The organism is Mycobacterium sp. IS-1590 (genome assembly GCF_001500025.1).
GTDB lineage: Bacteria > Actinomycetota > Actinomycetes > Mycobacteriales > Mycobacteriaceae > Mycobacterium.
Window position 1 is genome coordinate 212,968 of record NZ_LQIW01000023.1, and the last position, 24,487, is coordinate 237,454.

A 24,487-nucleotide genomic window follows, 5' to 3' on the forward strand; every position below is an offset into this window, starting at 1 on the left:
CCGTCGCTACGCGGCGGTCTCGCCGGTGATCTGATCGGCGATCGCCCGCAGCGCCTCCAGGTCCGAGACGTCGAACGGCAGCGAGGGCACGCCCACAATCGACACGTGCGGGTTGGCCCCGGTGAAGCGCGACAGCAGCCGGATCTCACGTTTGGCGGTCATGGCCCGGTCGGCGTGAATCCGCAGCACCGCAGCCGTCACCGATTCAGGATCGTTCTTCTCGATGGTCTCGGCGGCCTCCTCGGCCTTCTCGGCGTGCAGATCACACAGCATCGGGTGGGTGCGGTTGAGGATCAACCCCGCCAGCGGCATGTGCTCCTCGGAGAGCCGGTCGACGAAGAACGAGGCTTCGCGAAGGGCATCCGGTTCGGCGGCCGAAACGACCACGAACTGCGTTCCGCGCCGCTTGAGCAGTTCGTAGGTGCGGTCGGCCTTCTCGCGGAAGCCGCCGAACGTCGAGTCCAAAGACTGCACGAAAGACGCTGCGTCCGAGAGCATTTGCGATCCGAGAACCGTCGACAGCGCCTTCATCGCCAGTCCCATGGCGCCCGTGACCAATCGGCCGATACCGCGGCCGGGCCCCAGCAGCAGCTTCCAGAGTCTGCTGTCCATGAAGCCGCCCAACCGCTTTGGCGCGTCCAGAAAGTCCAACGCGTTACGTGACGGTGGCGTGTCGACGACGACCAGATCCCACCGGTCCTCGGCGAGGAGCTGGCCGAGCTTCTCCATGGCCATGTACTCCTGAGTGCCGGCCAGCGAGGTGGCCACCGTCTGATAGAACTGGTTGTCCAGAATCTCCTGTGCCCGTTGAGTTCCCGAGTACTGGATGACCATCTCGTCGAACGTGCGGCGCATGTCGAGCATCATCGCGTGCAGTTCGCCCGACACCTCGGGGGCGAGCGGAACCCGCTGCGGGGTGTTGCCGAGGGTCTTGATGCCCAACGCCTGGGCGAGCCGCTTGGCCGGGTCGATGGTCAGCACGACGACTGTCCTGCCGTACTCCGCGGCGCGCAGTGCCATTGCCGCAGCGGTGGTGGTCTTGCCGACACCACCCGCGCCGCAGCACACCACGACGCGGTTCGACGTGTCTTTGAGGATCGTGCCCATGTCGAGGGCCGGTGGAGTCGCACTCATCATCGCACTCCCTGGCGTTCGAGTTCTTCGGCGAGTTCGTACAGGCTGCCGAGATCGACGCCGTCGACGATCTGCGGCAGCTGCAGGCGCGCCACATCGAGCGCGTCGAGTTGTTCGGCGCTCTCGGCGCGCGCCTTGATCCGGGTCGCATGCTGGATCGTCTCGGTCAACAGGCCGGCGAAATCGGAGTCCGCCAACGTGATTCCAGCCTCGGCGAGGTCCGCGCGCACGGTGTCGGCGTCGATGTCCCCTTCGGCGGCCTTGGTCAACGCGTCGGCGGGCAGGTAAGCGGGGATGTTGCGGTTGACGATGACGCTGCCGATGGGCAGGTCGAGTTCCTTGAGCTCGTCGATCGCCTCCAGGGTCTCCTGGATGGGCAGCGCCTCGAGCAGCGTGACCAGGTGGATGGCGGTCATGTCCGAGTGCAGCACCTTGACCACGCTTTCGGCCTGACCGTGCACCGGGCCTCCCTTGGCCAGATCGGACACCGCCTTGGTGACGTCGAGGAACCGCGCGATGCGACCCGTCGGCGGGGAATCGACCACCACCGCGTCGTAGACCGGTTGCTTGCCCTTCTCTGCGCGGGTCACGATCTCGCGGATCTTGCCGGTCAGCAGCACGTCGCGCAGACCCGGTGCGATCGTGGTCGCGAACTCGACGGCTCCGATCCGGCGCATCGCGCGCCCGGCAAGGCCCAGGTTGTAGAACATCTCGAGGTACTCCAGGAACGCGGCCTCGGTGTCGATGGCCAACGCGTTGACCTGACCGCCGCCTTCGGCGGTCGCGATCTTGACCTCCTGATAGGGCAGCGGCGGCACGTCGAACAACTGCGCAATGCCTTGGCGCCCTTCAACTTCCACCAACAGCACCTTGCGTCCACCCGCTGCCAGCGCCAACGCCAGTGATGCTGCGATCGTGGATTTGCCGGTGCCACCCTTGCCGGTGACGAAGTGCAGTCGAGCCTTGCTCAGCCGAGAGGGCCAGCCGACGGATCTACCGCCATTGGTAGTGGATGCCACCCGTGCATGCTAGCCAACGGGCGTTTCGCCCTCCGCGGGTCTGCGGCCTCGAAGCGGTGCGGAGATAAGCTCGGGCGCATGACCGGAGAAACCAGGTGGGCTGCATGAGCGAAACGAAAAAATGGGAATACGTCACCGTCCCGCTGTTGACCCACGCCACCAAGCAGATCCTCGATCAGTGGGGTGAGGACGGCTGGGAGCTGGTGTCCGTGCTGCCGGGCCCCACGGGTGAACAGCACGTCGCCTACCTCAAACGTCCCAAGTGACGCCGTCCGCGCGGCTGGCGGAGCTGGGCATCGAACTGCCCCCACTGGTCGCGCCGCTCGCGGCCTACGTGCCCGCCGTGCGTACCGGCAACCTCGTCTACACCGCGGGTCAGCTGCCGATCCGCGACGGTGAACTGCTTCTCACCGGCAAGGTCGGCGGCGGGGTCGCCCCCGAGCAGGCCTACGCGGCGGCCCGGGTGTGCGCGCTCAACGCGCTGGCCGCGGTGCACTCGCTGGTCGGCATCGACGCGGTCACCCGCGTGGTCAAGGTCGTCGGGTTCGTCGCCTCCGCACCCGGATTCCACGGTCAACCCGGCGTGATCAACGGCGCCTCGGAACTGTTCGGTGAGGTGTTCGGGGAGGCCGGCGCGCATGCCCGGTCCGCGGTCGGGGTGTCCGAGCTGCCGAGGGACGCCCCGGTCGAGGTCGAAGTGATCGTGGAGGTCGCGTGACGCCGGAGCATCCGGCGTACGGGCGGCTTCGTCCGGTCACCGACACCGCCTCCGTGCTGCTGTGCGACAACCCCGGCCTGTTGACGCTGGACGGCACCAACACCTGGGTGCTGCGCGGCCCGGGCAGCGACGAGATGGTCGTCGTCGACCCCGGACCCGATGACGACGAGCACATCGGGCGGATCGCGGAGCTCGGCAGCATCCCGTTGGTGCTGATCAGCCACAAACACGAGGACCACACCGGCGCCATCGACAAGATCGTCGACCGCACCGGTGCGGTGGTGCGGTCGGTGGGCAGCGGATTCCTCCGCGGTCTGGGCGGCCCGCTCACCGACGGTGAGGTCATCGAGGCCGCGGGCCTGCGGATCACCGTGATGGCCACGCCGGGGCACACCGTGGATTCGGTGTCGTTTCTGCTCGACGATGCGGTGCTGACCGCCGACACCGTGCTGGGCCGCGGGACCACCGTCATCGACAAGGAGGACGGCAGCCTGGCCCACTACCTGGAGTCACTGCAGCGGTTGCGGGGCCTCGGGCGGCGCACCGTGTTGCCCGGGCACGGCCCCGATCTCGAAGACCTCGAAGCCGTGACCGACATGTACCTGGCGCACCGCGAGGAGCGGCTCGGGCAGGTGCGCGCGGCGTTGCGGGTGCTCGGCGAGGACGCCACCGTGCGTCAGGTCGTCGAGCACGTCTACACCGACGTCGACGAGAAGCTGTGGGACGTAGCCGAATGGAGCGTCCAGGCCCAACTCGACTATCTGCGCGCCTGAGCTACCTCGCTCGGTGCCAGATGCTCGCTCGTCACCTCGCTCGGCGGGCCAGCCGTTCCGAGTCCGAGATCAGAACGCTCTTGCCCTCCAAGCGAATCCAGCCGCGATGGGCGAAATCGGCGAGCGCCTTGTTGACGGTCTCCCGGGACGCGCCGACGAGCTGGGCGATCTCCTCCTGCGTGAGGTCGTGGGTCACCCGAAGCGCGCCGCCCTCCTGGGTACCGAACCGCTGCGCCAGCTGAAGCAGCTGTTTGGCCACTCGGCCGGGAACATCGGTGAAGATCAGGTCGGCGAGGTTGTTGTTGGTGCGGCGCAGCCGGCGGGCGAGCACGCGCAGCAGCTGCTCGGCGATCTCGGGGCGGTCGGCGATCCACGCCCGCAGCGCATCGCGGTCCATCGACACCGCGCGAACCTCGGTGATGGTGGTCGCGCTCGACGTCCGCGGACCGGGGTCGAAGATCGACAATTCACCGAACATGTCCGACGGGCCCATGATCGTGAGCAGGTTCTCGCGACCGTCCGGCGAGCGGCGTCCGATCTTGACCTTGCCGGAAATGATGATGTAGAGCCGATCGCCGGGCTCACCCTCGGCGAACACGGTGTGTCCACGGGGGAAGTCGACTGGCTGCAATTGCTTGGTCAGCGCGGTGACGGCGCTGGGTTCGACCCCCTGGAAGATTCCGGCCCGCGCCAGGATCTCGTCCACGTTGCCCCTCTTAAGCTGTTAGGTGAAGCCGACCTCTATCGGTAAGCGACATAAGTCTAGAGGTACCCGAATTCGTGACCAGCCCACGCTACACACGATCGGCATGTCGGGTCTGCTGAAATTCGGGATTCACCCCGAGCTGGGGATATCGCCGAACGGGCAGATCCGCGTCGCGAAAATGCGCCGTCGACCCGCTGGTGACCGCGTGCGCGGCGTGTTGGCGATGGCGCAGACCATCCAGTGCGCGGCTCATCCCGTCCCGCGCCAGCGTGTCGACGTCCAACGGCTCGGCCCGCTCGAAGAACTGCGCCACATCGGTGGCCGAGACCGTGTCGCGGTGCAGGCCGGCCTCCAGGCGTTGCAGCCCGAGCGTCGCAGCCATCAGCAACCCCGGAATGAGGCCAACGAGCAACCACGACACAAGGCAGAAGTAAACACGCCGAAAGTCTCAGCGGGATCACGAATCGTCACCGGTCCGCAGTAGTTGCGTCAGCGCCGTCGCGCTGGCTTTGTCCAAGGGCCTCAGTACGCTGGCACTCGTGACCGTAAGTGAGGCGTCGGCAAAGAAGGCGGGCACGCCCAAGCGCGCCCGGAGTCGGGACGGCGAAACGCGGATTGGTCTCGTCCGACGCGCGCGGCGCATGAATCGCACTCTGGCGCAGGCGTTTCCGCATGTGTACTGCGAGCTGGACTTCACCAACCCGCTCGAGCTCACGGTCGCGACGATCCTGTCGGCCCAGAGCACCGACAAGCGTGTCAACCTCACGACACCGGCGCTGTTCAAGAAATATCGCACCGCCCTGGACTACGCGCAGGCCGACCGCACGGAGCTGGAGGAGCTCATCCGCCCCACCGGGTTCTACCGCAACAAGGCGAATTCACTCATCCGGCTCGGCCAGGAACTCGTCGAGCGGTTCGACGGCGAGGTACCGGCGACCATGGAGGAGCTGGTCAGCCTGCCGGGGGTCGGGCGTAAGACCGCCAACGTCATCCTCGGTAACGCGTTCGGCGTCCCCGGCATCACGGTCGACACCCATTTCGGCAGGCTCGTTCGCCGCTGGGGGTGGACCACCGAAGAGGATCCGGTCAAGGTCGAGCACGCGGTCGGTGCGCTCATCGAGCGCAGTGAGTGGACCGACCTGAGCCACCGGGTGATCTTCCACGGCCGCCGCGTCTGTCACGCGCGCAAGCCGGCGTGCGGGGTCTGCGTGCTGGCCAACGACTGCCCCTCGTTCGGTATCGGGCCCACCGACCCCCTGACCGCAGCGCCGCTGGTCAAGGGGCCCGAAACCGAGCATCTGCTGGCCATGGCCGGCCTGTAACCGGCACCGGGCCCCTCGACCGTGCGTACCTCGACCCGCTGGACCGTCGTGGTGCTGGTGATCCTCGTGGCGCTCGGGTGGGCGCTGTGGTCGCAACTGGACCGCGACACCGACTCCACGGGGGCGCCGTCCGGGCACAGTGCGCGCGACCGCCGGGCCGCCGACACCGCCGAAGCGCTGGCGGGCCCGCGGGCCGAGGCCGAGCTGCCTGCGTGTCCCGCACCGGGAGCCGGGCCGGGACCCGAGGCGTTGCGCGGAATCACGCTGGAATGTGCGGGCGACGGGGCGATGGTCGACGTCGCCAAGGCACTGGCCGGCCGCGTCGTCGTGCTCAACCTGTGGGCGTACTGGTGTGCGCCGTGCGCCGCCGAGCTGCCCGCGATGGCCGAATACCAGCGGCGCATGGGGTCGACCGTGACCGTGCTGACGGTGCACCAGGACGAGAACGAGACGGCGGCGCTGCTGCGGCTGGCCGAACTCGGCGTACGACTACCCACGCTGCAGGACGGCAGGCGGCTGATCGCCGCCGCGCTGCGGGTACCCAACGTCATGCCCGCAACCGTGGTGTTGCGCGCAGACGGTAGCGTTGCTGACGTCCTGCCGCGCTCGTTCACCAGCGCCGATGAGATCGCCGCAGCGGTGGGGCCGCAGGTCGGCGCGAGGACGGGAGAGCCGGGGTGAGCTGGGTCAGCGAGGGCAGCGGTCTGACACCCGACGCCGCGCCGGGCTGGCTCAAACCTTTGCTGGACAACGCCGGCGACATCAAACGCGCCTACCGCAGGCGGGTACCGCCCGAGCTGCTGGCGATGGTCACCAGCGAAGGGAAACCGGCGCAGGCCGACGCGCGCGAGGCGGCGGTGCTGGTGTTGTTCTCCGGACCCGCCGACTCCTCGACCGGCGGTGTGCCCGACGACACCGACCTCTTGGTCACGGTGCGCGCGGGCACGTTGCGTCACCACGCAGGTCAGGCTGCGTTTCCCGGCGGGGCCGTCGAGTCCGGCGACCACAGCCCGGTGCAGACGGCGCTGCGCGAGGCCAACGAGGAAACCGGGATCGACACCGAACGCCTACATCCGCTTGCCACGATGGAGCGATTGTTCATTCCGCCGTCGGGGTTCCACGTCGTACCGGTGCTGGCCTACTCGCCGGACCCCGGCCCGGTGCGGGTCGTCGACGAGGCCGAGACCGCCCACGTCGCCCGGGTCCCGCTGCGTGCGTTCATCAACCCCGAGAACCGAATCATGGTGTACCGCAGGGCAAACACCCGGCGATACGCGGGTCCGGCGTTCCTGCTCAACGAGATGCTGGTGTGGGGATTCACCGGCCAGGTGATCTCGGCGATGCTCGACGTCGCCGGGTGGGCCCAGCCGTGGAATACCGACGACGTGCGCGAACTGGAGGACGCAATGGCGCTCGTCGGCCGCGGCGCCGGTTACGGTGATGCACAACCATGACATCGTCACAGTGGGTGGACCTCGTCGTCCTCGGCATCGCCTTCGTCGCGGGCATTTCGGGCTGGCGCTCGGGTGCGCTGGGCTCGATGCTGTCGTTTCTCGGGGTGGTCCTGGGCGCCGTCGCGGGCGTGCTGCTCGCGCCCCATCTGGTCGCCAACATCGACGGGCCGCGCACCAAGCTGTTCGTGACGCTGTTTCTGATCCTGGCGTTGGTCGTCGTCGGCGAGATCGCCGGCGTGGTGCTCGGCCGGGCGGTGCGCAGCGCCATCCGTAACCGTTCGCTGCGGGCGGTCGACTCGCTGATCGGTGTGGCGATACAGATCGTGGCCGTCCTGGTGGCCGCGTGGATGCTGACGTACCCGCTGCAGTCGTCCGACCAGCCGAACCTCGCCGCTGCGGTGCGTGGCTCGCAGGTGCTCAAGGAAGTCAACGATCTGGCGCCGGGATGGTTGCGCGAGGTGCCCAAGCGGCTCTCGGCATTGTTGGACACCTCCGGCCTGCCCGACGTACTGCAACCTTTCGGCCGCACCCCGATCGTGGCCGTCGACGCGCCCGACGCCGCGCTGGCCGCCGACCCGGTCGTGGCGTCGGCCCGCCCCAGCGTCGTCAAGATCCGCGGGGTCGCCCCCGGATGTCAGAAGGTCCTCGAAGGAACCGGCTTCGTTGCCGCCAGCAACCGGGTGATCTCCAACGCGCACGTCGTCGCGGGATCCGAGAGCGTCACCGTCGAGGCCGACGGACAGACCTACGACGCCTTCGTCGTGTCCTACGACCCGCAGGCCGACATCTCGATCCTCGACGTGCCGGACCTGCCGTCGGCCCCCCTGTCGTTCGCCAACACCCCGGCCACCACCGGGACCGACGCCGTGGTGATGGGGTATCCGGGGGGCGGTAACTTCGTCGCCACGCCGGCGCGCGTCCGCGAGATCATCGAGCTCAGCGGTCCCGACATCTATCGCACCACCACCGTCGAGCGCGAGGTCTACACCATCAGAGGAACTGTGCGCCAAGGTAATTCGGGCGGCCCGATGATCGACCGGGAGGGCAACGTGCTCGGCGTGGTGTTCGGTGCCGCAGTCGACGACGCCGACACCGGCTTCGTGCTCACCGCCGACGAGGTGTCGGCGCAACTGGCCAAGCTGGGCAACAGCGAACGGGTGCCGACCGGCGCCTGCGTCGCCTAGCCGTAGACCTGCCCCGCGAAGCGCGACAACTGGTCGTTCACCGAGTCCGGTGCCTCCTCATGGCCGAAATGTCCTGCCCCGTCGATGGATACGTACCTACCGTGCGGTGCGTAACGCTGTGTGCGGGTCACCGGATCGGCCAGGACATACGGGTCGGCGACACCGCGCATGTGGAGAACCGGCACGTTGATCGGCCCCTTCATCGAGCGCATGAACCGCCGGCCCTCGCCGCGAAGCTGGCTGCGCACGGCCCACCGCTGGTACTCCAGGGCCGAATGTGCGGCGCCGGGAATCTGAATGGCACGCCGCATGTGCGCGATGGTCTCGGAGAAGTCTTCCGTGGCAAGCCATTTGTCGCCTGCGCGGCTGCGGACCAGGCGTTCCAGTTCCGCGCCGTCGTCGCGGGTCAACGCCCGTTCCGGCCACATCGGCACCTGGTAGCGCAGCATCCACGGCAGCAGCGCGCGACCCTGGTCGCGGCGGCGCAGCGCCGAAGCGCGCAGCGCGGCCGGATGCGGTGAGCTGACCACCGCGATGGCCCGGACCGCACGCGGATGCAGCACGGCGGTGGCCCAGCACACCAGGCCGCCGTCGGCATGTCCGACCAGCGTCGCACTCTTGTGGCCCAGCGCGCGCACCAGCCCCGCGGTGTCACCGGCGAGCGTCCAGCCGTCATAGCCGCGCGGGGGTTTGTCGCTGCCGCCGTAACCGCGCAGGTCCACGGCGACCACGCGCGCGCCGGTCAAGCCGCGCAATTGGTGGCGCCAGGACCACCAGAACGACCCGAACCCGTGTAGCAGGATCACCAGCGGCCGCTCGGTGCCCGCTGCCGCGTCGACCTCCGCCTCGACCACATGAAAGCGAATTCCGTTGGCGTGCACCTGCAGATGCCGCCACGGCCCGTCGATGCGGACGACCGACGGTGCGGGTGGGGGCACTTACCAGCCCGACGGGTCGGCCGTCGACGCCGGCTTTCCGTCGCCCGCGGCGAGCTCCTTGGTTCTGTCGTGGCCCGGCGTCAGCGCCTCCGGGATCTCCTTGACCGATTCGATCGTCTTCTGCGGGCCGCGGATGCGTCGCACCTTGAGATAGCCGAGGAAGGCGAATATGGCGGTGACGACGACCATCAGGCCGAACACGATGAGGTACGCCGCCCACTTCACCAGCCACAGGTCCAGCAGCTCACCGAGGAAGAAGAAGAAAAAGAACGTCGAGTAGAACAGCACGACCAGCGCGAGGATGAAGAAGACGCTGCCGGTGAGGCCCTTCTTGACGTCGCGGGTGATCTCGGCCTTGGCCAACTCGACCTCGGCGCGCACCAGCGTGGAGACCTGCGCGGTCGCGTCTTTGACGAGGTCACCGATCGACGGGTCGGCCTTGGGCGCATGGGGGTCGACCAACGGTATCGACGTGACGGTGGTCGGCGCCCCATTCCTGCGATCGCTCACGACGGTTCCTCCCGCATAGGCCGGATCGCCGGATTCCCGGCGGTTGTCCCACTGCCGGCGCCGCCGGCGATGGTGTCGGTCGCGACTCATGTTGCCATGTGACGTGCGCTCAAACGATCCCGGCCGACGATAGACTGGCGAGATCAGTGGCAGGGCGGGTCGGGGCACGTCGATAGGGGAAACGTTCACGTGAAGACCAGCGGCCTGTTGCTGTGCCGTCTCGCCACGACCATCGTCGTCGCGGCAGCGGCACTTTTCTTCACGTCCGCCGCGGTGCACGCTCAGGGGCTGGTCTCGCTCGGTGGCGGCTCGGGATTGGTCGTCAACGGTGAGACGCTGTGCACGCTCACCGCGATCGGCAACGACAACCGGGGACGACTGGTGGGCTTCACCTCCGCACACTGTGGTGGTCCCGGCGCGAAGGTCAGCGCCGAAGGCGTCGATGCCGCCGGCGTGGTGGGCACGATGGTTGCGGGCAACGACGCCCTGGACTACGCGGTCATCGAGTTCGATCCGCAGAAGGTACGCCCGGTCAACAACGTCGACGGCTTCCAGATCGACGGCCTGGGACCCGATCCGGTCGCCGGTGACATCGCCTGCAAACTCGGGCGCACGACCGGGTACTCCTGCGGCGTGACGTGGGGGCCGGGCGAGGAGCCGGGCACCATCGTCAACCAGGTGTGCGGTCAGCCCGGCGATTCGGGTGCGCCGGTCACCGTCAACAACCGGCTGGTCGGCATGATCCACGGCGCCTTCTCCGAGGCCCTGCCGACGTGCGTCATCAAGTACATCCCGCTGCACACCCCCGCGGTGACCATGTCGTTCAACACGCAGTTGGCCGACATCACGGCCAAGAACCGGCCGGGGACGGGTTTCGTCCCCGTCGGCGCCGCCGCCTGAGCCCGCGGACCGCTGACCTAGCTTTCGGTCTTGCTGGCGCGGATCGCCTCGAACACGTCCGGATCGACCAGTGTCGACGTGTCGCCGAGTTCGCGGCCCTCGGCCACGTCCCGCAGAAGCCGTCGCATGATCTTGCCGCTGCGCGTCTTGGGTAGTTCGGGCACGACGTGAATCTCCCTGGGCCGGGCGATCTTTCCGATCTCCTTGGCGACCTGTGCGGAAAGTTCCTGCACCATGTCGTCGCTGTCGTCAGCGTGCGACTCGAGGATGACGAACGCGCAGATGCCCTGGCCAGTGGTCTCGTCGCTGGCGCCGACGACCGCGGCCTCGGCGACATGGGAGTGCCCGACCAACGCCGACTCGACCTCCGCGGTCGAAATGCGGTGTCCCGATACGTTCATCACGTCGTCGATGCGGCCGAGCACCCAGATGTCGCCGTCGGAGTCGACCCTGGCGCCGTCCCCGGCGAAGTACCAGCCCTGCTTCTCGAACCGCTTCCAGTAGGTTTCCTTGTACCGCTCCGGGTCCTTCCAAATGCCGCGCAGCATCGCCGGCCACGGTTGATCGAGGACGAGGTAGCCGGTGACATGCTCGGCGCCTTCGGCGTCGGGCGCCAGATCCTTGCCCTCGTCGTCGACGATCTTGGCGGTGATGCCCGGCAGTGGCGCCATCGCCGCACCCGGCTTGGCCGCCGTGACACCGGGGAGCGGGGAGATCATGATCGCGCCTGTCTCGGTCTGCCACCACGTGTCGACCACCGGAGTCCGGTCGCCGCCGACCACCGTGCGGTACCACCGCCAGGCCTCCGGATTGATCGGCTCACCGACCGACCCCAGCAGTCGCAAGCTCGACAAGTCGTGGGCGTCGGGGATCTCGCGGCCCCACTTCATGAAGGTGCGGATCAGCGTCGGGGCGGTGTAATAGATTGTCACACCGTACTTTTCGATGATCTCAAAGTGGCGGTGCTGGCTCGGGGAGTTGGGCGTGCCCTCGTATACGACCTGTGTGCACCCATTGGACAGTGGGCCGAACACGATGTAGCTGTGCCCGGTGACCCAGCCGATATCGGCGGTGCACCAGTACACGTCGGTTTCCGGCTTGGCGTCGAACACGTAGTAGTGGGTGTAGGACGACTGGGTGAGGAAGCCGCCTGAGGTGTGCACAATGCCCTTGGGCTTACCCGTGGTGCCCGAGGTGTACAGCAAGAACAGTGGATGCTCGGAATCGAAGGCCTCGGGAGTGTGGTCGGTGGAGGCGGCGTCGACGATGTCGTGCCACCAGACGTCGCGGCCCTCGGTCCACGGCACGTCGATGCCGGTGCGTTCCACCACCAACACGTGCTCGACGGATGTCTGGCCCTGCACCGCTTCGTCGGCGGCGGTTTTCAACGGCACCGCTTGTCCCCGGCGGTACTGGCCGTCGGTCGTGATGACCAACTTGGCTTCGGCGTCCTCGATGCGGGCCGCCAGCGCCGAGGATGAGAATCCGGCGAAGACCACGCTGTGCAACACCCCGAGACGCGCGCACGCCAGCATGGCGACGATCGCCTCCGGGATCATCGGCATGTAGATGGCGGCCCGGTCCCCCGCACGCAGCCCGAGGTCGGTCAGCGCGTTGGCGGCCTTGCAGACCTCGTCTTTGAGTTGGGCGTAGGTCAGCGCGTGCGAGTCACCGACCGGCTCGCCCTCCCAATACAGGGCGACCCGGTCGCCGTGGCCGGCTTCGACGTGCCGGTCGACGCAGTTGTAGGCCACGTTGAGTTTTCCGCCGACGAACCATTTGGCGAACGGGGCGTCCGACCAGTCGAGCACTTCGCCGAACGGTGTCTCCCAGTCGAGCCGATTGGCCTGCTCGGCCCAGAACGCCAACCGGTCCTTCTCGGCCTGACGGTAAAGGTCCTCGGTCGCGTTCGCCTGCTCGGCGAATTCCGGAGACGGGGGATAGACGGACTGACCGTGAGCGTTCTGCGCCGATGACTCTGCCATATCTGTGAGGGTAGTCACCTTGGCGGGCTCACACGTTGGCATGCCACAGTCCACTCCGCCGACGGTGCGTCTGCAGCGGTGAGCGTCGTGGCTCGCGGGGCCAGCGGTCGGCTAGCCTGTGCTGCCGTGACCGGTGGCTTCGCGAAGGACCCGTTAGCGCCGCTGGCCCAACTGCCCGGCGTGGCCGAAGCCGCCGAGGAGGCCCGCGAAGCGCTGGGCCGTGCCCACCGGCACCGGACCAACCTTCGGGGCTGGCCGAAGAGCGCCGCTGAAGCCGCACTGCGGGCCGCCCGGGCGTCGTCGGTGCTGGATGGCGGTGCGCTTCAGATGTCCGAGGACGGAACCCCGGACCCGGTGCTGGCCGGTGCGCTGCGGGTGTCGGATGCGGTGGAAGGCGGGGCGAGCACCTTGGTCGGCGTCTGGCAGCGCGCCCCGCTGCAGGCGATCGCCCGGCTGCACGCGCTGGCGGCCGCCGACATCGCCGACGACGAACGGTTGGGTCGCCCGCGCCAGGACGCGGATGTGGGCACGCGGCTGACCCTGCTGGCCGACATCCTCACGGGAGGGACCCGGGTCCCCGCGCCGGTGCTCGCCGCCGTCGTACACGGCGAGCTGCTCACACTTGCCCCGTTCGGTGCGGCCGACGGTGTGGTGGCGCGGGCGGCCTCGCGGTTGGTGACGATCACCACCGGACTGGATCCGCACGGGCTCGGCGTGCCGGAGGTTCACTGGATGCGCCGGTCCGGCGACTACGACGCCGCGGCCCGGGGCTTCTCGTCCGGAACCCCCGACGGTCTGACCGCGTGGATCCTGTTGAGCTGTCAGGCATTGCATGCCGGCGCCCGCGAAGCGCTGTCGATCGCGCAGGCGGCCGCGTCGTCCTGAGGCGTTACTGGAACGGGCGGCCATCACCGGCCATCAGCCTGCCGCTCATGCGAAGCGGGCGACGCTCCGAACGTGGTTCGGCTCGTCGCCCGCTAGCACGGAGACCGGTTACCAAGCGTGCTCTGGTGGGCTGCGTGGGTGGCCTCGGCGTCTTGTCGATGCGCCTCGACTGCAACCCCACCCAAAGGGCCGCTATAGTCGTCCGCTCTTCGCAAATACGCAGGCCCGCAACACTTTTGCCTATTCCGCGGCATGTGCTCCGCGTGGGTGCCGGGTTCCGTGCTGGGGAGCCTGAAGCGGGAGATTCGAGCCTTCTCTTCCGACTCGATCTTGGCCTCTCCAAGCTTCCGTGACTCCTTTGTACCCCGTGACCGCGATCACATCAAGGGCCAAATCGGCAGTAGTCCGGATCGTTACGCTGACCCCCGCTCGACGGGCGAAGAGTGGGCTAAAACGCGAAGCGCCGCAACAGCGAATAGGTCAGCGCGCCGGCGGCCAGGGCGCTGATACCGACCGCCGCGGTGGTGGCCATGGCGGCACCCGACGGGGCCGGAATCCGGTCCCGCAGCGACACCGGCCGGGAGAAGTCGAGCACCGGCCAACCCCGGGCCGTGGCTTCTTTGCGCAACGCGCGGTCGGGATTCACCACATTCGGATGCCCGACGGCCTCGAGCATCGGTAGGTCGGTGATCGAGTCGGAGTAGGCGTAGGAATGCTCGAGCGCGTAGCCCTCGCGCGCGGCCAGTTCCCGGATCGCGGCGACCTTGCCCTCGCCGTAGCAGTAGAAGGCGATCTCCCCGGTGTATTTGCCGTCCTCGACGACCATACGGGTGGCCATCGCGTGTGTGGCGCCCAGCGCCCTGGCGATCGGCGCGACGATCTCCTCGCCGGAAGCCGACACCATGACCACGTCGCGGCCACACAGTTTGTGGTCGGCGATCAGCTCTGCGGCCTCCGCGAAAACCAACGGGGTGACGACGTCATGCAGGGTTTCGCCGACGATCGACTTCACTTGTTCGACGTCCCACCCGGCGCACATGTTCGTGACATAGGCGCGCATGCGGTCCATCTGGTCGTGGTCGGCGCCGGACATGAGAAATACGAATTGGGCGTACGTCGACTTCAGCACCGCCCGCCGATTCATTAGTCCTTGCTCGAAAAAAGGTTTGCTGAAGGCCAGAGTGCTGCTTTTCGCGATGACCGTTTTATCGAGATCGAAGAAGGCGGCGGTGCGAACGGGACCGTCCGTCGGGGCGGCCGCCGCCGCAGCGTCCGGCGCCTCGGCCGTCGGACCAGATGCGCTCACAGCGCCAGCATAGGGGCCCGCGCGTGACAAGAGCCGGGCGGATGTACAAAGTGGCAGGTTATGACAGGTGTCGGAGATACGACACTTCCGTAAATTGGGGGGTTTTCCTCAGTGCGCAGCACTTGCGCCGAAGCCGACTGCCGTGTGTATAGTGAGCCTTACCCGGCTTATGTCGGGTGTGCATCAGCCCGACCCCCCGGGGCTGATACACGACGACCTCCGCCTCCTCCCCCCCTGGCGGGGGTCGTCCCTTTTTCGGGACTTTTCGCAATCCGGATATGTGCTGCCATTCACGGTGGTTGCGGAACGCCGTTTTCGTTTGCGGTCTCTCACCTGGTCCATTCACAAGATCGTGGTAATGCACAGATCGGGCGTTGTCGGTAGCGCCGCCGTGCGCCCGGAGCACAGGGTGAGGGAGTGGCTTCGCCAAATGGATATCTCGCGCTGATCGCCGACCCCGCGCTTCGGGCCGACGTGGACCGGGTGTGTGCAGCGGCCGGTGTATCCGTCGTTCACGCCTCGGAGCCCTCCAGCCGCAAGGTCTGGACCGAGGCGGCCGCCGTCGTGCTCGACATCACAGGCGCCCGTCGATGCGTGGCCCGGGCGTTGCCGCGACGTGCCCGTGTCGTTCTGGTGGGCCGCGCTGAACCCTGCGGAGCCGACTGGCAGGCGGCCATCGCGGTCGGCGCCCAGCGGGTTCTCACCCTGCCCGAGCAGGACGACGAGCTCATGGCGGACCTGGCCGAGGCCGCTGAAGGGCTGCGTGAGGAAGAAAATCGCGGTGCGGTGGCGGCCGTCATCGCAGGCAAGGGCGGCGCAGGCGCATCAGTCTTCGCGACCGCACTGGCGCTGACCGCTCACCAGACCCTGTTGATCGACGGCGATCCGTGGAGCGGTGGTATCGATCTGCTGGTGGGAGGGGAAGCCGAATCCGGCTTGCGCTGGCCAGATCTGCGGCTGCAAGGCGGACGGGTGAGCTACGCGGCGTTACGTGACGCGTTGCCTCGCGTACGCGGCATCGCGGTGCTGTCTGGCAGCCGCGCCGGGTGCGATGTCGACCCGGTACCGCTCGGCGCCGTGATCGACGCGGGCAGTCGCGGCGGTGCGACCGTCATATGCGACCTCCCGCGGCGGTCGACCGCGGCGGCCGAGACCGCCCTGGCCGCAGCCGATCTCGCCGTCCTCGTGACACCCGCCGATGTGCGGTCCTGCGCGGCGGCCCACACGGTTGCCCGGTGGGTGTCGTCGCTCAACCCGAACTCGGGGGTGGTGGTGCGCGGACCCGCGCCGGGCGGGCTGCGCTCGTCGGAGGTCGCCGAGATCGTCGGTCTCCCGCTGTTAGCCGGGATGCGGCCACAGCCCGGCGTCGCCGTCGACCTCGAGCGGGGCGGACTGCGGATCGGCCCTCGGTCACCGCTCGGCCGCGCGGCGAGCAAGGTGTTGTCGATCCTGCAGCAGCATCCGAGCCTCGCCGCATGAGCGACTCGTTGATCGACCGGGTTCGCGAGCGCCTGGCGGCCGAATCGGCGCCGCTGCGGCCTGCGGTGGTGGCCGCGGCGATCCGCGCCGAGTCCGGCGGTGTACTCGGCGACAGCGAGGTGCTCTCCGGTCTGCGCCTGTTGGAGACCGAACTGACCGGTGCGGGTGTGCTCGAACCGTTGCTGTCGGCCGCCGGCACCACCGATGTTCTGGTCACGGCGCCCGACGCGGTGTGGGTGGATGACGGTAACGGGATGCGCCGCACCGGGATCCGGTTTCCCGATGAGAACTCCGTGCGCAGGCTCGCGCAGCGGTTCGCGCTCGCGGCCGGACGTCGCCTCGACGAGGCCCAACCGTGGGTCGACGGTCAGTTGACCGGGCTGGGCACCGGCCAGTTCACGGTGCGACTGCATGCGGTCCTACCACCGATCGCCTCGGCGGGGACGTGTCTGTCGCTGCGGGTGCTGCGGCCCGCCACGCAGGACCTGGCGTCGCTGACCGCCGCCGGCGCGATCGACCCGGCCGCCGCCGGCCTCCTCGACGGCATCGTGCGCGCACGGCTCGCCTTCCTCGTCTCCGGAGGCACGGGGGCGGGTAAGACCACTCTGCTCGCCGCCCTGCTCGGCGCGGTCCGCGCAACCGAACGCATCGTCTGCGTCGAGGACGCCTCCGAACTCGCTCCGCCCCATCCGCACCTCGTGAAGCTCGTGGCGCGCTGCGCCAATGTCGAAGGCGCGGGCGAGGTGACGGTGCGGGACCTGGTCCGGCAGGCGTTACGGATGAGACCTGACCGCATCGTCGTCGGTGAGGTCCGCGGCGCCGAGGTGGTCGACCTACTCGGCGCGCTCAACACCGGCCACGAGGGCGGCGCTGGAACCGTGCACGCCAACAGCCCGGCCGAGGTGCCCGCCCGCCTCGAGGCGCTGGCCGCGCTCGGTGGACTCGACCGCGCCGCCTTGCACAGCCAACTCGGAGCCGCCGTGAAAGTGGTGATACATGTCGGCCGCGACCGCGCGGGCATGCGCCGGCTCACTGAGATCGCGGTGTTGAGCGCCGGCGCCGACGGCCGGGTCAGTGTCTCGACGGCGTGGCGTTTCGGGCACGGCTTCGGTTGCGGCGCGCAGCGCCTCGACGGCCTCATCGGTGAGCGGGGTGGCGCGTGAGTGTGGCCGCGCTGGCACTGGCTTTGGCGTTGCTGACCGCACCCGGCCCGCGGCGACGATGCGCGGCGGCGGCACGCGCACGCCGCCGCACGTTACGAATTCCGCTGGTGCTGTGGCTGCACGCCGTCCTGGCCGCCCTGGTATTCGTCGCGCCGCTCGGGGTGGTGGTGGCGGCGTTGATCGCCGCGGCCACCGTCCAAGCGCGGAGCCGGCGCAGGCGCAGAGCGCGGAAGCGGGCCGAGGAAGCCGCCGCACTGGAGGCTGCGCTCGACGTCCTGGTCGGGGAACTGCGGATCGGCGCCCATCCGGTGACCGCCTTCGACACCGCGGCCGACGAAGCCGACGGTGCGGTGTCGACAGCACTTCGCACGGTGGCGGCCAGGGCGCGGATGGGAGGTGACGTGGTGGCCGGGATGGTCAGCGTGGCACGACGATCGGAGCTGCCCACGTATTGGCAGCGGCTCGCGGTCTGCTGGAATCTGGCGCAGTCGCACGGCTTGGCCATCGCCAGGCTGATGCACACCGCGCAACTGGACATCGCCGCGCGGGAACGCTTCTCGGCTCAGGTGAAGGCCGGAATGGCCGGTGCCAGAACCACGGCCACCGTGCTTGCCGTGCTGCCGTTGTTGGGCATCGGGCTCGGCGAGTTGATCGGGGCCCAACCGCTGCACTTCCTGTTCTCGACCGGCCAGTGGCTCCTGACCGTCGGGGTGGCACTGACATGTCTGGGGTTGGTGTGGTCTGACCGGATCACCGGCGGGGTGGTCGGATGACTCTTTCCGCGCTGCTTCTCGCGATCGCCGCGCTCATCGGAGGCGGCGAAGGCCGAGCGCGTATCGGGGCCGCTCGCAGCCCGAATCCTGGATTGCAGCAACGAGTCCTGACGAACGATCCATTGGCGTTCGCCTCGGCGCTCGACGTGCTGGCCACCTGCCTTCATTCGGGTATGGCGGTGGCCGGCGCCGCGGCGGCCGCGGCGCCCTCGGCACCGCCGCCGGTAGCGCGGGTGTTGACCCGCGCTGCGGATCTGCTCGCCCTGGGGGCCGACCCCGCGACCGCGTGGGCCGATGCACCCGCCGGAGATCGCAGCGTCGATGCATTGTTACGGCTGGCCCGACGGTCGGCATCCTCGGGAACCGCGCTGGCGCAGGGGGTCAGCGCGCTGGCAGCCCGATCGCGCGACGACGCCGCGGATACCGCGCGCGGCGCCGCCGAACGTGCCTCCATATTGATCGCAGGCCCACTGGGAACGTGCTACCTGCCGGCGTTCTTCTGTCTGGGCATCATCCCGGTCGTCGCGGGTCTGGCCGGAGACGTGCTGCAGTCGGGGATTTTGTGAGGGACAACGAGTGGGGAGGAAAAATAGTGATGGGCAACAGGATTCGAGCGGTCCATGCGCGACTGACGATGCTGATCGTCGCCGACGACGGTATGTCGACCGTCGAGTATGCGATCGGCACGATCGCGGCCGCGGCGTTCGGCGCGATCCTCTACACGGTCGTCACCGGCGACTCGATCGTCAGCGCGTTGACCAACATAATCAGCCGCGCGCTCAACACGAACGTCTAGCCGGTGAGCGCGGCGGCGCCACGGTCGAAGCGGCGTTCGCGGTGGCAGCGCTGGTCGCGGTCCTCGTTGTGTGTCTGGGCGGGCTCACGGCGGTGTCGATGCACATCCGCTGTGTCGACGCCGCGCGCGAAGCCGCACGCCTGGCGGCCCGCGGCCACGACGGTGGTGCGACGGCACGCGATCTCGCGCCCGAGGGAGCCACCGTCGTCACCCGCCGCGACGGAGAGTTCGTCACCTCCATCGTCAGGGCACGCTCGCCGATCTTGCCGGGGTTCACCGTCGAGGCGCGAGCGGTGGCGGCGCTGGAACCGGGTTCGGGCTGAGCGCGGTTCTGCCAGCCTCATTGCCGCAGCGATGATCGCGATCGTGGTGACGATCGCTGTCGGCGCCGCTTACGTCGGTGTGGCGGTGACTGCGCGACATCGCGCGCAGGCCGCCGCAGACCTGGGCGCGTTGGCCGCCGCCCACCGCGTGGCGGCCGGTGGCGATCACGCGTGCGCGTGGGCGGCCGCGGTCGCCGATGCCATGCGGACCGAGATCGCGCGGTGTGAAGTCAGTGATCTCGATGCCGTTGTGGTCGTTGAGGTTCCGGTCACTTTGGGCCGCTTCGGTGTGGGCGCCGCGCGAGCGGTGGCCCGCGCGGGCCCGGCGGACACCAACACCTAGGACGTGCGTCGTTCCGCTTCGGCGATCTCGCTGGCGTTGGGGCGGCGTAGCGTTGCGAGCGCGGCATACACGTCGTCGTCGAGCTCGACCCGGTTCACCGTCACATGCACCGGTTCCCACTCCTGGCCACCGACGCCGGTCATTCTCAGCACACCGGTCGCGATGCCGGTGCTGAAATCGACGGCCATCTGCTCCATCTCGGCGCGATCGGCGGGATGCACCGCATGCTCACCTGCGAGGCTCACCCGCCAGTCGAAGAACGGGGCGGGGTCGTCGAGCCACTTCAGCAGGGTCCAGTTCGTCGGGTCGACGAGCGCACGGTGCATGCCCGGTTGTGCCAGCCCGTTGAGAATTCGCTGAGCGAGGCGGTCCTGTTGCGGAGGTTCTTGTTCGCGTTCGCTGCGCCAGTTCATCGCGCGGCACATCAGCCGATCGGGACCGCCGTCCTCCTGGGGCTCCAGCACGGTCCGCGTGACGAAGCCGACGCTGATCGGCTCACCGCGATGATCGGTGACGTCCCAGGTGCTGCAGAACGTCGTACCCGGCTCGCGTTTGATCGCCATGGTCAATACCTTGGCTTCGCTCGGGTTGAGCTCGCGCATCGGCAGATCGTCGGCGAATGTCCGGTTCTGGGTCGGCTCCTGATGCGAATCCCAGCCACTGTTGGCCAACGACTCCGGCGTGGCCGTGGCGGTGCCGGTCTCGAGGTCCCACACCAGCGGGCCAGGAACCGGCCGCTCCGGAGGTTCCATGTCGGGTGGCCCGATCCACACGTGCACACCGTGGATGCGGCCGTCGGTCATCTGCACGACCTCGGTGCGGATGACGCGGTCGTTCTTCGGGGTGATGCTGCTCAGACCCTGTCGTGCGCGCACCGTTTCGCCGACGGCGGTCTGCACCGCCATCAGATGCGGATTACGCCGCAAGAAGGTGCCGATCGGGATCAGATTCTGGGTGCGACGACCCTGCGCTACCACTGCGGGCTCGCTGCCCAGCGTCTCCACGAGCAGCCAGTCGTGGGTCATGGGGGCCATTTTAGCGGCGTGCGGGAACGCGATCGCCGCACTGCCACCACGGTTGCGATGCCCTCTCCGGAGGCGGTAGCTTTCGTCTGCACAGGGCCCCAGGGCCCGGTTCGCGGACATGCGTAGGGCGGTCGTTCGAGGGGTCGATCGCCGCGGCCGTCAGCGCGTGTGAGCGGATATCTCGCTCAGGACCAGCCGCAACACACGAACCGCACCCTGCTTGTCCAGCGGGTCATTGCCATTGCCGCATTTGGGCGACTGCACACACGACGGGCATCCGGCCGGACACTCGCACGCTTCGATCGCATCGGCGGTCGCACCCCACCATGTGGTGAGCCGGTGAAAGCCGCGGTCGGCGAACCCCGCACCGCCGGGGTAGCCGTCGTACACGAAGATCGTCGGCAACCCCTGGACGGGTCCGACCGCCGTCGACACCCCGCCGATGTCGCCACGGTCGCAGCTGGCGACCAACGGCAGCAGCCCGATCGCGGCGTGTTCTGCGGCATGGAGCGCGCCGGGCACGCGCAGCAAATCGATGCCGTTGTGCTGTAACGCCTCTGGCGTGATCGTGCACATCACCGCCATGGTCTCCAGCGTGCGGGTGGGCATCTCGAGTTCGACGAAATCGATCACCTCGCCCGTCAGTTGCCTGCGCAGATATCCGATCACCGTGTTCGTCACCGACACCGGTACCAGCCCAACGGTGGCCGCGCCGAACGACTTTCGCTCACCGTGACCAGTGACCGAGATGTCGGTGATCTCGCGGGCCGACGTGGTGTAACCCGGGTCGTCGGCGTGTACGAAAGCCACACCGTCCTCGAAGTCGAGTGAGTCGACGATGTAGGTCTCGCCCTGGTGCAGATACACCGCGCCCGGATGTATCGAAGCGGGCGCCTGGCCCGCCCCGGTGCTGCCGAGCATGCGGCCCGTTCCGGACTCCAGTATCGCGATCTGACCGCCGGAGGACCCCCGGATGTCGACAGTCGGGTGCGGATCCATGCCGGGTGTGGGGAAGTAGCCGCTGGCCCGTCGCCGCAGCAGTCCGTCGTCGACGAGCGTCGCAGCCACGTCCTCGGCGTTCCACATCCGCACCTCGGCGTCGGTCAGCGGAAGTTCGGCGGCCGCGCAGAGCAGTTGTGGTCCAAGCACATACGGGTTGGTGGGGTCGATGACGACGCGCTCGATCGGCTTGTCCAGCAGCGCTGACGGATGGTGCACCAGGTAGGTGTCGAGCGGATCGTCACGTGCGATCAACACGATCAAGGCTCCCTGCCCCCGCCGTCCCGACCGGCCCGCCTGTTGCCAGAACGACGTCACGGTGCCCGGAAACCCGGCGAGGACAACGGCGTCCAGACCGGCGATGTCGACGCCCAACTCCAACGCATTCGTCGTCGCCAACCCCCGCAGTTCGCCGTCGGTCAGCGCGCGCTCGAGCGCGCGGCGATCCTCGGACAGATACCCGGCGCGGTACGAAGCCACCCGATCGGCGAGATCGGGCGCCCTTTCGGCCAATCGGGCTCGCGCCCCCAACGCGGTGAGCTCGGCGCCGCGGCGTGAGCGCACAAATGTCAGCATCCGGGCACCCTCGGCGACCAGATCGGCCATCACGCTGGCCGCCTCGGCTCCCGCCGAACGCCTTACCGGGGCACCGTTTTCACCCACCAGGTCCTCGAGCAGCGGCGGTTCCCACAGCGCCACGGTGCGGGCACCCTGCGGCGACCCGTCCTCGGTGACCTCGGCGACCGTTTGACCGATCAACTCGGAGGCGGTTTGCCCCGGCGAGGCCGTCGTGGCGCTGGCGAAGATCACGGTGGGCACACCACCACTGGGCGAGTATCGGGCGCACAGTCGCAACAACCGGCGCAACACCAGCGCCACATTCGAGCCAAAAATGCCGCGGTAGTAATGGCATTCGTCGACAACTATGTAGCTCAGGTTGCGTAGGAACACGGCCCAGCGAGCGTGGTTGCGCAGCAGTGACAGATGGATCATGTCGGGGTTGGAGAAGATCCAGCGCGACCGTTCCCGCGCGAACCGCCGCACGTCGCTGTGACTGTCGCCGTCGTACGCACACGGCGCCACATCGGACAGCCCCACCGCCTCGGTCAGCGCCACCGCGGATCGCAACTGGTCATGGCCCAGGGCCTTGGTCGGCGACAGATACAGCACGCGGGTCCGCGAATTTGCCTTCAGGTCTGTCAATATCGGCAACTGGTAGGCGAGCGACTTACCCGACGCCGTGCCGGTGCACAGCACGACATGGCGTCCACCATGGGCGAGGTCTGCGGCGGCCACTTGATGCGACCAGGGGGCCTCGATGCCCCGATCAACGAACGCCCGCACCACATCTGGGTGGGCCCAGCACGGCCACCTCATCGGGCGACCCCGTCGCGGTGGAATGTCCGCCACGTGGCGCAGCGGATTTTGGCCGCCGCCGACCGTGCCCTCGACCGCGCACGCGAGCAGCTCGCGGCCGAAATCAGGCATCGATCATCCTTCCCGAGACACCTCTTTAGGCGAATTGTTCCCCATTTGAAACGCCGAGACTGTCGCCGCAGCCACGAACGTGATTGACTTATCGCGGTCGCAGCTTCTGTGTTCGTGTATCAGCACTCGCAGGAACGACGTTGCGATCGCGGTTCCTGCGAGGGTTGTAGGTCGGGTTGAGTTCCGAGCTTCCACGAAGGAGAGCGGTCGGAACGGGCCCGGTGTACCGAAACACGGTGGACCGCACCCGGTGAAAAAGAGAAGGAAACAACAGGAAATGCCACAGGGAACTGTGAAGTGGTTCAACGCGGAGAAGGGCTTCGGCTTCATCGCCCCGGAGGACGGCTCCGCTGACGTTTTTGTCCACTACACGGAGATTCAGGGCAGCGGCTTCCGCACCCTGGAGGAGAACCAGAAGGTCGAGTTCGAGGTTGGCCAGAGCCCCAAGGGGCCGCAGGCCACCGGTGTTCGGGCCGTCTAGCGCGACCAGCACGATCGAAAGGCAACACCCCGCGAGCGTCGAGAACCGGCCGCCGCGGGGTGTTCGCTATTCCGGCGCGCTTCGGCACGGCCGCCACGGCTGAGACCGGTACCTGGCTTACTGTCGATTTGTGAGCCAGCTGTCGTTCTTCTCGGCGGAGTCGGTGCCCCCCGCGGTGGCCGACCTCACCGGGCTGCTCGCCGGACCTGGCCAAGTCGTCCTGGTGGGTTCGGGCGCCCAGCAGGGTGCGCGGCTGTCGGTCGTCGTCGACCGTCAGTGGCGGGCCGAGGCGCTCGCCGAGATGATCGTCGAGGCCGGTCTGGAACCCGAGATCGCCCGCACCGACGAGAACACCCCGCTGGTGCGCACCGCGGTCGACGCCCGACTGGTCGAGATCGCGGCGGGTTGGACCCGGGGTGCGGTCAAGACCGTCCCGCCCAACTGGCTGCCCGGGCCGCGCGAGCTGCGGGCGTGGACCTTGGCCGCGGGCACGCCCGAAGCCGACCGCTATCTGCTCGGGCTGGACCCGCACGCACCGGACACGCATGCGCCGCTCGCGTCGGCGATGATGCGGGTGGGAATCGCGCCGACGCTGATCGGCACCAGGGGGTCGCGCCCGGCCCTGCGGATCAGCGGCCGACGCCGGCTATCGCGCCTGGTAGAGAACGTGGGGGAACCTCCGGGCAGTGTGGAGGCGTTCCAGGAATGGCCACGGGTCTGACGGCTGTTTTGAGGGGGGTCAGTTTGCGTCGGTTGGCGCGGGGTGCGAAATTGTCAGTTGCC

27 protein-coding genes and 1 pseudogene are annotated in these 24,487 nt (G+C 68.4%); 18 read left to right on the forward strand and 10 right to left on the reverse strand.

Annotation, left to right across the window (positions count from 1 at the left end):
• Nucleotides 1-6: 6 nt before the first annotated feature.
• Nucleotides 7-1,134, reverse strand: coding sequence for an ATPase BagB (gene bagB / locus AU197_RS15740; protein WP_064403606.1), 1,128 nt, complete (start codon nucleotides 1,132-1,134; stop codon nucleotides 7-9).
• Entirely contained in the window at nucleotides 1,134-2,153 is a 1,020-nt protein-coding gene (gene bagA / locus AU197_RS15745; protein ID WP_064403607.1) for an ATPase BagA, read from the reverse strand. Before bagA ends, bagB begins: the two co-directional genes overlap by 1 nt.
• Before the next feature lie 104 nt (nucleotides 2,154-2,257).
• Here bagA and sp36 point away from each other — a divergent pair, with 104 nt between their 5' ends.
• Genes sp36 through AU197_RS15755 form a run of 3 tightly spaced genes read left to right on the forward strand, consistent with a single transcriptional unit; the run spans nucleotide 2,258 to nucleotide 3,644 of the window.
• Nucleotides 2,258-2,419: a Sp36 family protein gene (sp36, locus tag AU197_RS26310; RefSeq protein ID WP_156434436.1), complete on the forward strand. Its 162-nt coding sequence runs from the start codon at nucleotides 2,258-2,260 to the stop codon at nucleotides 2,417-2,419.
• Entirely contained in the window at nucleotides 2,416-2,871 is a 456-nt protein-coding gene (locus AU197_RS15750) for a RidA family protein (protein ID WP_064403608.1), read from the forward strand. The genes sp36 and AU197_RS15750 overlap by 4 nt, the downstream gene beginning before the upstream one ends.
• Complete coding sequence (locus tag AU197_RS15755) at nucleotides 2,868-3,644, forward strand: MBL fold metallo-hydrolase (RefSeq protein WP_064403609.1); 777 nt, start codon at nucleotides 2,868-2,870, stop codon at nucleotides 3,642-3,644. Before AU197_RS15750 ends, AU197_RS15755 begins: the two co-directional genes overlap by 4 nt.
• Before the next feature lie 31 nt (nucleotides 3,645-3,675).
• Here the strand turns inward: AU197_RS15755 and crp are convergent, their stop codons facing one another.
• Together crp and AU197_RS15765 are read right to left on the reverse strand one after the other, a co-directional pair.
• A complete protein-coding gene (gene crp, locus AU197_RS15760) occupies nucleotides 3,676-4,350 on the reverse strand; it encodes a cAMP-activated global transcriptional regulator CRP (protein ID WP_064347819.1) in 675 nt (224 codons plus the stop codon).
• Nucleotides 4,351-4,438: 88 nt separating this feature from the next.
• Nucleotides 4,439-4,732, reverse strand: coding sequence for a hypothetical protein (locus AU197_RS15765; protein ID WP_082696711.1), 294 nt, complete (start codon nucleotides 4,730-4,732; stop codon nucleotides 4,439-4,441).
• A 259-nt stretch (nucleotides 4,733-4,991) separates the two neighbouring features.
• Here AU197_RS15765 and nth point away from each other — a divergent pair, with 259 nt between their 5' ends.
• The 4 genes from nth to marP are packed head-to-tail and all read left to right on the forward strand — an operon-like array spanning nucleotide 4,992 to nucleotide 8,310.
• Complete coding sequence (nth, locus tag AU197_RS15770; protein ID WP_064403611.1) at nucleotides 4,992-5,672, forward strand: endonuclease III; 681 nt, start codon at nucleotides 4,992-4,994, stop codon at nucleotides 5,670-5,672.
• Nucleotides 5,673-5,693: 21 nt separating this feature from the next.
• Nucleotides 5,694-6,353: a TlpA family protein disulfide reductase gene (locus AU197_RS15775; protein ID WP_064403612.1), complete on the forward strand. Its 660-nt coding sequence runs from the start codon at nucleotides 5,694-5,696 to the stop codon at nucleotides 6,351-6,353.
• Nucleotides 6,350-7,126: an NUDIX hydrolase gene (locus AU197_RS15780; RefSeq protein ID WP_064403613.1), complete on the forward strand. Its 777-nt coding sequence runs from the start codon at nucleotides 6,350-6,352 to the stop codon at nucleotides 7,124-7,126. The genes AU197_RS15775 and AU197_RS15780 overlap by 4 nt, the downstream gene beginning before the upstream one ends.
• Complete coding sequence (gene marP, locus AU197_RS15785; protein ID WP_064403614.1) at nucleotides 7,123-8,310, forward strand: acid resistance serine protease MarP; 1,188 nt, start codon at nucleotides 7,123-7,125, stop codon at nucleotides 8,308-8,310. Before AU197_RS15780 ends, marP begins: the two co-directional genes overlap by 4 nt.
• On the opposite strand, the gene AU197_RS15790 is transcribed toward marP, so the two are convergent.
• Together AU197_RS15790 and AU197_RS15795 are read right to left on the reverse strand one after the other, a co-directional pair.
• On the reverse strand, nucleotides 8,307-9,248 hold the full coding sequence (locus AU197_RS15790) for an alpha/beta fold hydrolase (protein ID WP_064403615.1): 942 nt from the start codon (nucleotides 9,246-9,248) through the stop codon (nucleotides 8,307-8,309). The two genes, marP and AU197_RS15790, sit on opposite strands and share 4 nt — an antisense overlap.
• Nucleotides 9,249-9,758: a phage holin family protein gene (locus tag AU197_RS15795; RefSeq protein WP_064403822.1), complete on the reverse strand. Its 510-nt coding sequence runs from the start codon at nucleotides 9,756-9,758 to the stop codon at nucleotides 9,249-9,251.
• A gap of 231 nt (nucleotides 9,759-9,989) precedes the next feature.
• Between AU197_RS15795 and AU197_RS15800 the strand changes: the two genes are divergently transcribed.
• A complete protein-coding gene (locus tag AU197_RS15800; RefSeq protein WP_064403823.1) occupies nucleotides 9,990-10,658 on the forward strand; it encodes a chymotrypsin family serine protease in 669 nt (222 codons plus the stop codon).
• Between the two features lie 17 nt (nucleotides 10,659-10,675).
• Here the strand turns inward: AU197_RS15800 and acs are convergent, their stop codons facing one another.
• Entirely contained in the window at nucleotides 10,676-12,643 is a 1,968-nt protein-coding gene (gene acs, locus AU197_RS15805; RefSeq protein WP_064403616.1) for an acetate--CoA ligase, read from the reverse strand.
• Between the two features lie 126 nt (nucleotides 12,644-12,769).
• Between acs and AU197_RS15810 the strand changes: the two genes are divergently transcribed.
• The gene (locus tag AU197_RS15810) at nucleotides 12,770-13,528 is read left to right on the forward strand and encodes a Fic family protein (RefSeq protein WP_064403617.1); all 759 of its coding nucleotides are present in this window, start codon (nucleotides 12,770-12,772) and stop codon (nucleotides 13,526-13,528) included.
• 448 nt (nucleotides 13,529-13,976) lie between these two features.
• Here AU197_RS15810 and AU197_RS15815 read toward each other — a convergent pair whose 3' ends face one another.
• Nucleotides 13,977-14,834, reverse strand: coding sequence for an HAD-IB family hydrolase (locus AU197_RS15815; protein WP_064403618.1), 858 nt, complete (start codon nucleotides 14,832-14,834; stop codon nucleotides 13,977-13,979).
• A 417-nt stretch (nucleotides 14,835-15,251) separates the two neighbouring features.
• Here AU197_RS15815 and ssd point away from each other — a divergent pair, with 417 nt between their 5' ends.
• The 7 genes and pseudogenes from ssd to AU197_RS15850 all read left to right on the forward strand — a co-directional run.
• Complete coding sequence (gene ssd, locus AU197_RS15820; RefSeq protein WP_064403619.1) at nucleotides 15,252-16,313, forward strand: septum site-determining protein Ssd; 1,062 nt, start codon at nucleotides 15,252-15,254, stop codon at nucleotides 16,311-16,313.
• The gene (locus AU197_RS15825) at nucleotides 16,310-17,476 is read left to right on the forward strand and encodes a TadA family conjugal transfer-associated ATPase (RefSeq protein WP_064403620.1); all 1,167 of its coding nucleotides are present in this window, start codon (nucleotides 16,310-16,312) and stop codon (nucleotides 17,474-17,476) included. Before ssd ends, AU197_RS15825 begins: the two co-directional genes overlap by 4 nt.
• Entirely contained in the window at nucleotides 17,473-18,249 is a 777-nt protein-coding gene (locus AU197_RS15830; protein WP_064403621.1) for a type II secretion system F family protein, read from the forward strand. The genes AU197_RS15825 and AU197_RS15830 overlap by 4 nt, the downstream gene beginning before the upstream one ends.
• Nucleotides 18,246-18,815, forward strand: coding sequence for a type II secretion system F family protein (locus AU197_RS15835; RefSeq protein ID WP_064403622.1), 570 nt, complete (start codon nucleotides 18,246-18,248; stop codon nucleotides 18,813-18,815). The genes AU197_RS15830 and AU197_RS15835 overlap by 4 nt, the downstream gene beginning before the upstream one ends.
• A 29-nt stretch (nucleotides 18,816-18,844) precedes the next feature.
• Nucleotides 18,845-19,045 (forward strand): DUF4244 domain-containing protein, encoded by a 201-nt coding sequence (locus tag AU197_RS15840; protein WP_064403623.1) that lies wholly within the window; start codon nucleotides 18,845-18,847, stop codon nucleotides 19,043-19,045.
• A 41-nt stretch (nucleotides 19,046-19,086) separates the two neighbouring features.
• Nucleotides 19,087-19,368 (forward strand): TadE family type IV pilus minor pilin, encoded by a 282-nt coding sequence (locus tag AU197_RS15845; RefSeq protein ID WP_082696702.1) that lies wholly within the window; start codon nucleotides 19,087-19,089, stop codon nucleotides 19,366-19,368.
• Nucleotides 19,369-19,378: 10 nt separating this feature from the next.
• Nucleotides 19,379-19,711, forward strand: a pseudogene (locus AU197_RS15850) (Rv3654c family TadE-like protein); the annotation flags it as partial.
• Here the strand turns inward: AU197_RS15850 and AU197_RS15855 are convergent.
• Nucleotides 19,708-20,736: a PAS domain-containing protein gene (locus AU197_RS15855; RefSeq protein ID WP_064403625.1), complete on the reverse strand. Its 1,029-nt coding sequence runs from the start codon at nucleotides 20,734-20,736 to the stop codon at nucleotides 19,708-19,710. The pseudogene AU197_RS15850 and the gene AU197_RS15855 sit on opposite strands and share 4 nt — an antisense overlap.
• Before the next feature lie 159 nt (nucleotides 20,737-20,895).
• Nucleotides 20,896-23,223, reverse strand: coding sequence for a DEAD/DEAH box helicase (locus AU197_RS15860; RefSeq protein ID WP_064403626.1), 2,328 nt, complete (start codon nucleotides 23,221-23,223; stop codon nucleotides 20,896-20,898).
• A gap of 277 nt (nucleotides 23,224-23,500) precedes the next feature.
• On the opposite strand from AU197_RS15860, the gene AU197_RS15865 reads away from it, so the two are divergent.
• Both AU197_RS15865 and AU197_RS15870 read left to right on the forward strand, forming a co-directional pair.
• Complete coding sequence (locus AU197_RS15865; RefSeq protein WP_006243848.1) at nucleotides 23,501-23,704, forward strand: cold-shock protein; 204 nt, start codon at nucleotides 23,501-23,503, stop codon at nucleotides 23,702-23,704.
• A gap of 130 nt (nucleotides 23,705-23,834) precedes the next feature.
• Nucleotides 23,835-24,425 carry a hypothetical protein gene (locus tag AU197_RS15870; protein ID WP_064403627.1) on the forward strand — a complete coding sequence of 197 codons (591 nt, stop codon included), beginning with the start codon at nucleotides 23,835-23,837 and terminating at the stop codon, nucleotides 24,423-24,425.
• The last annotated feature ends 62 nt before the right edge of the window (nucleotides 24,426-24,487 follow it).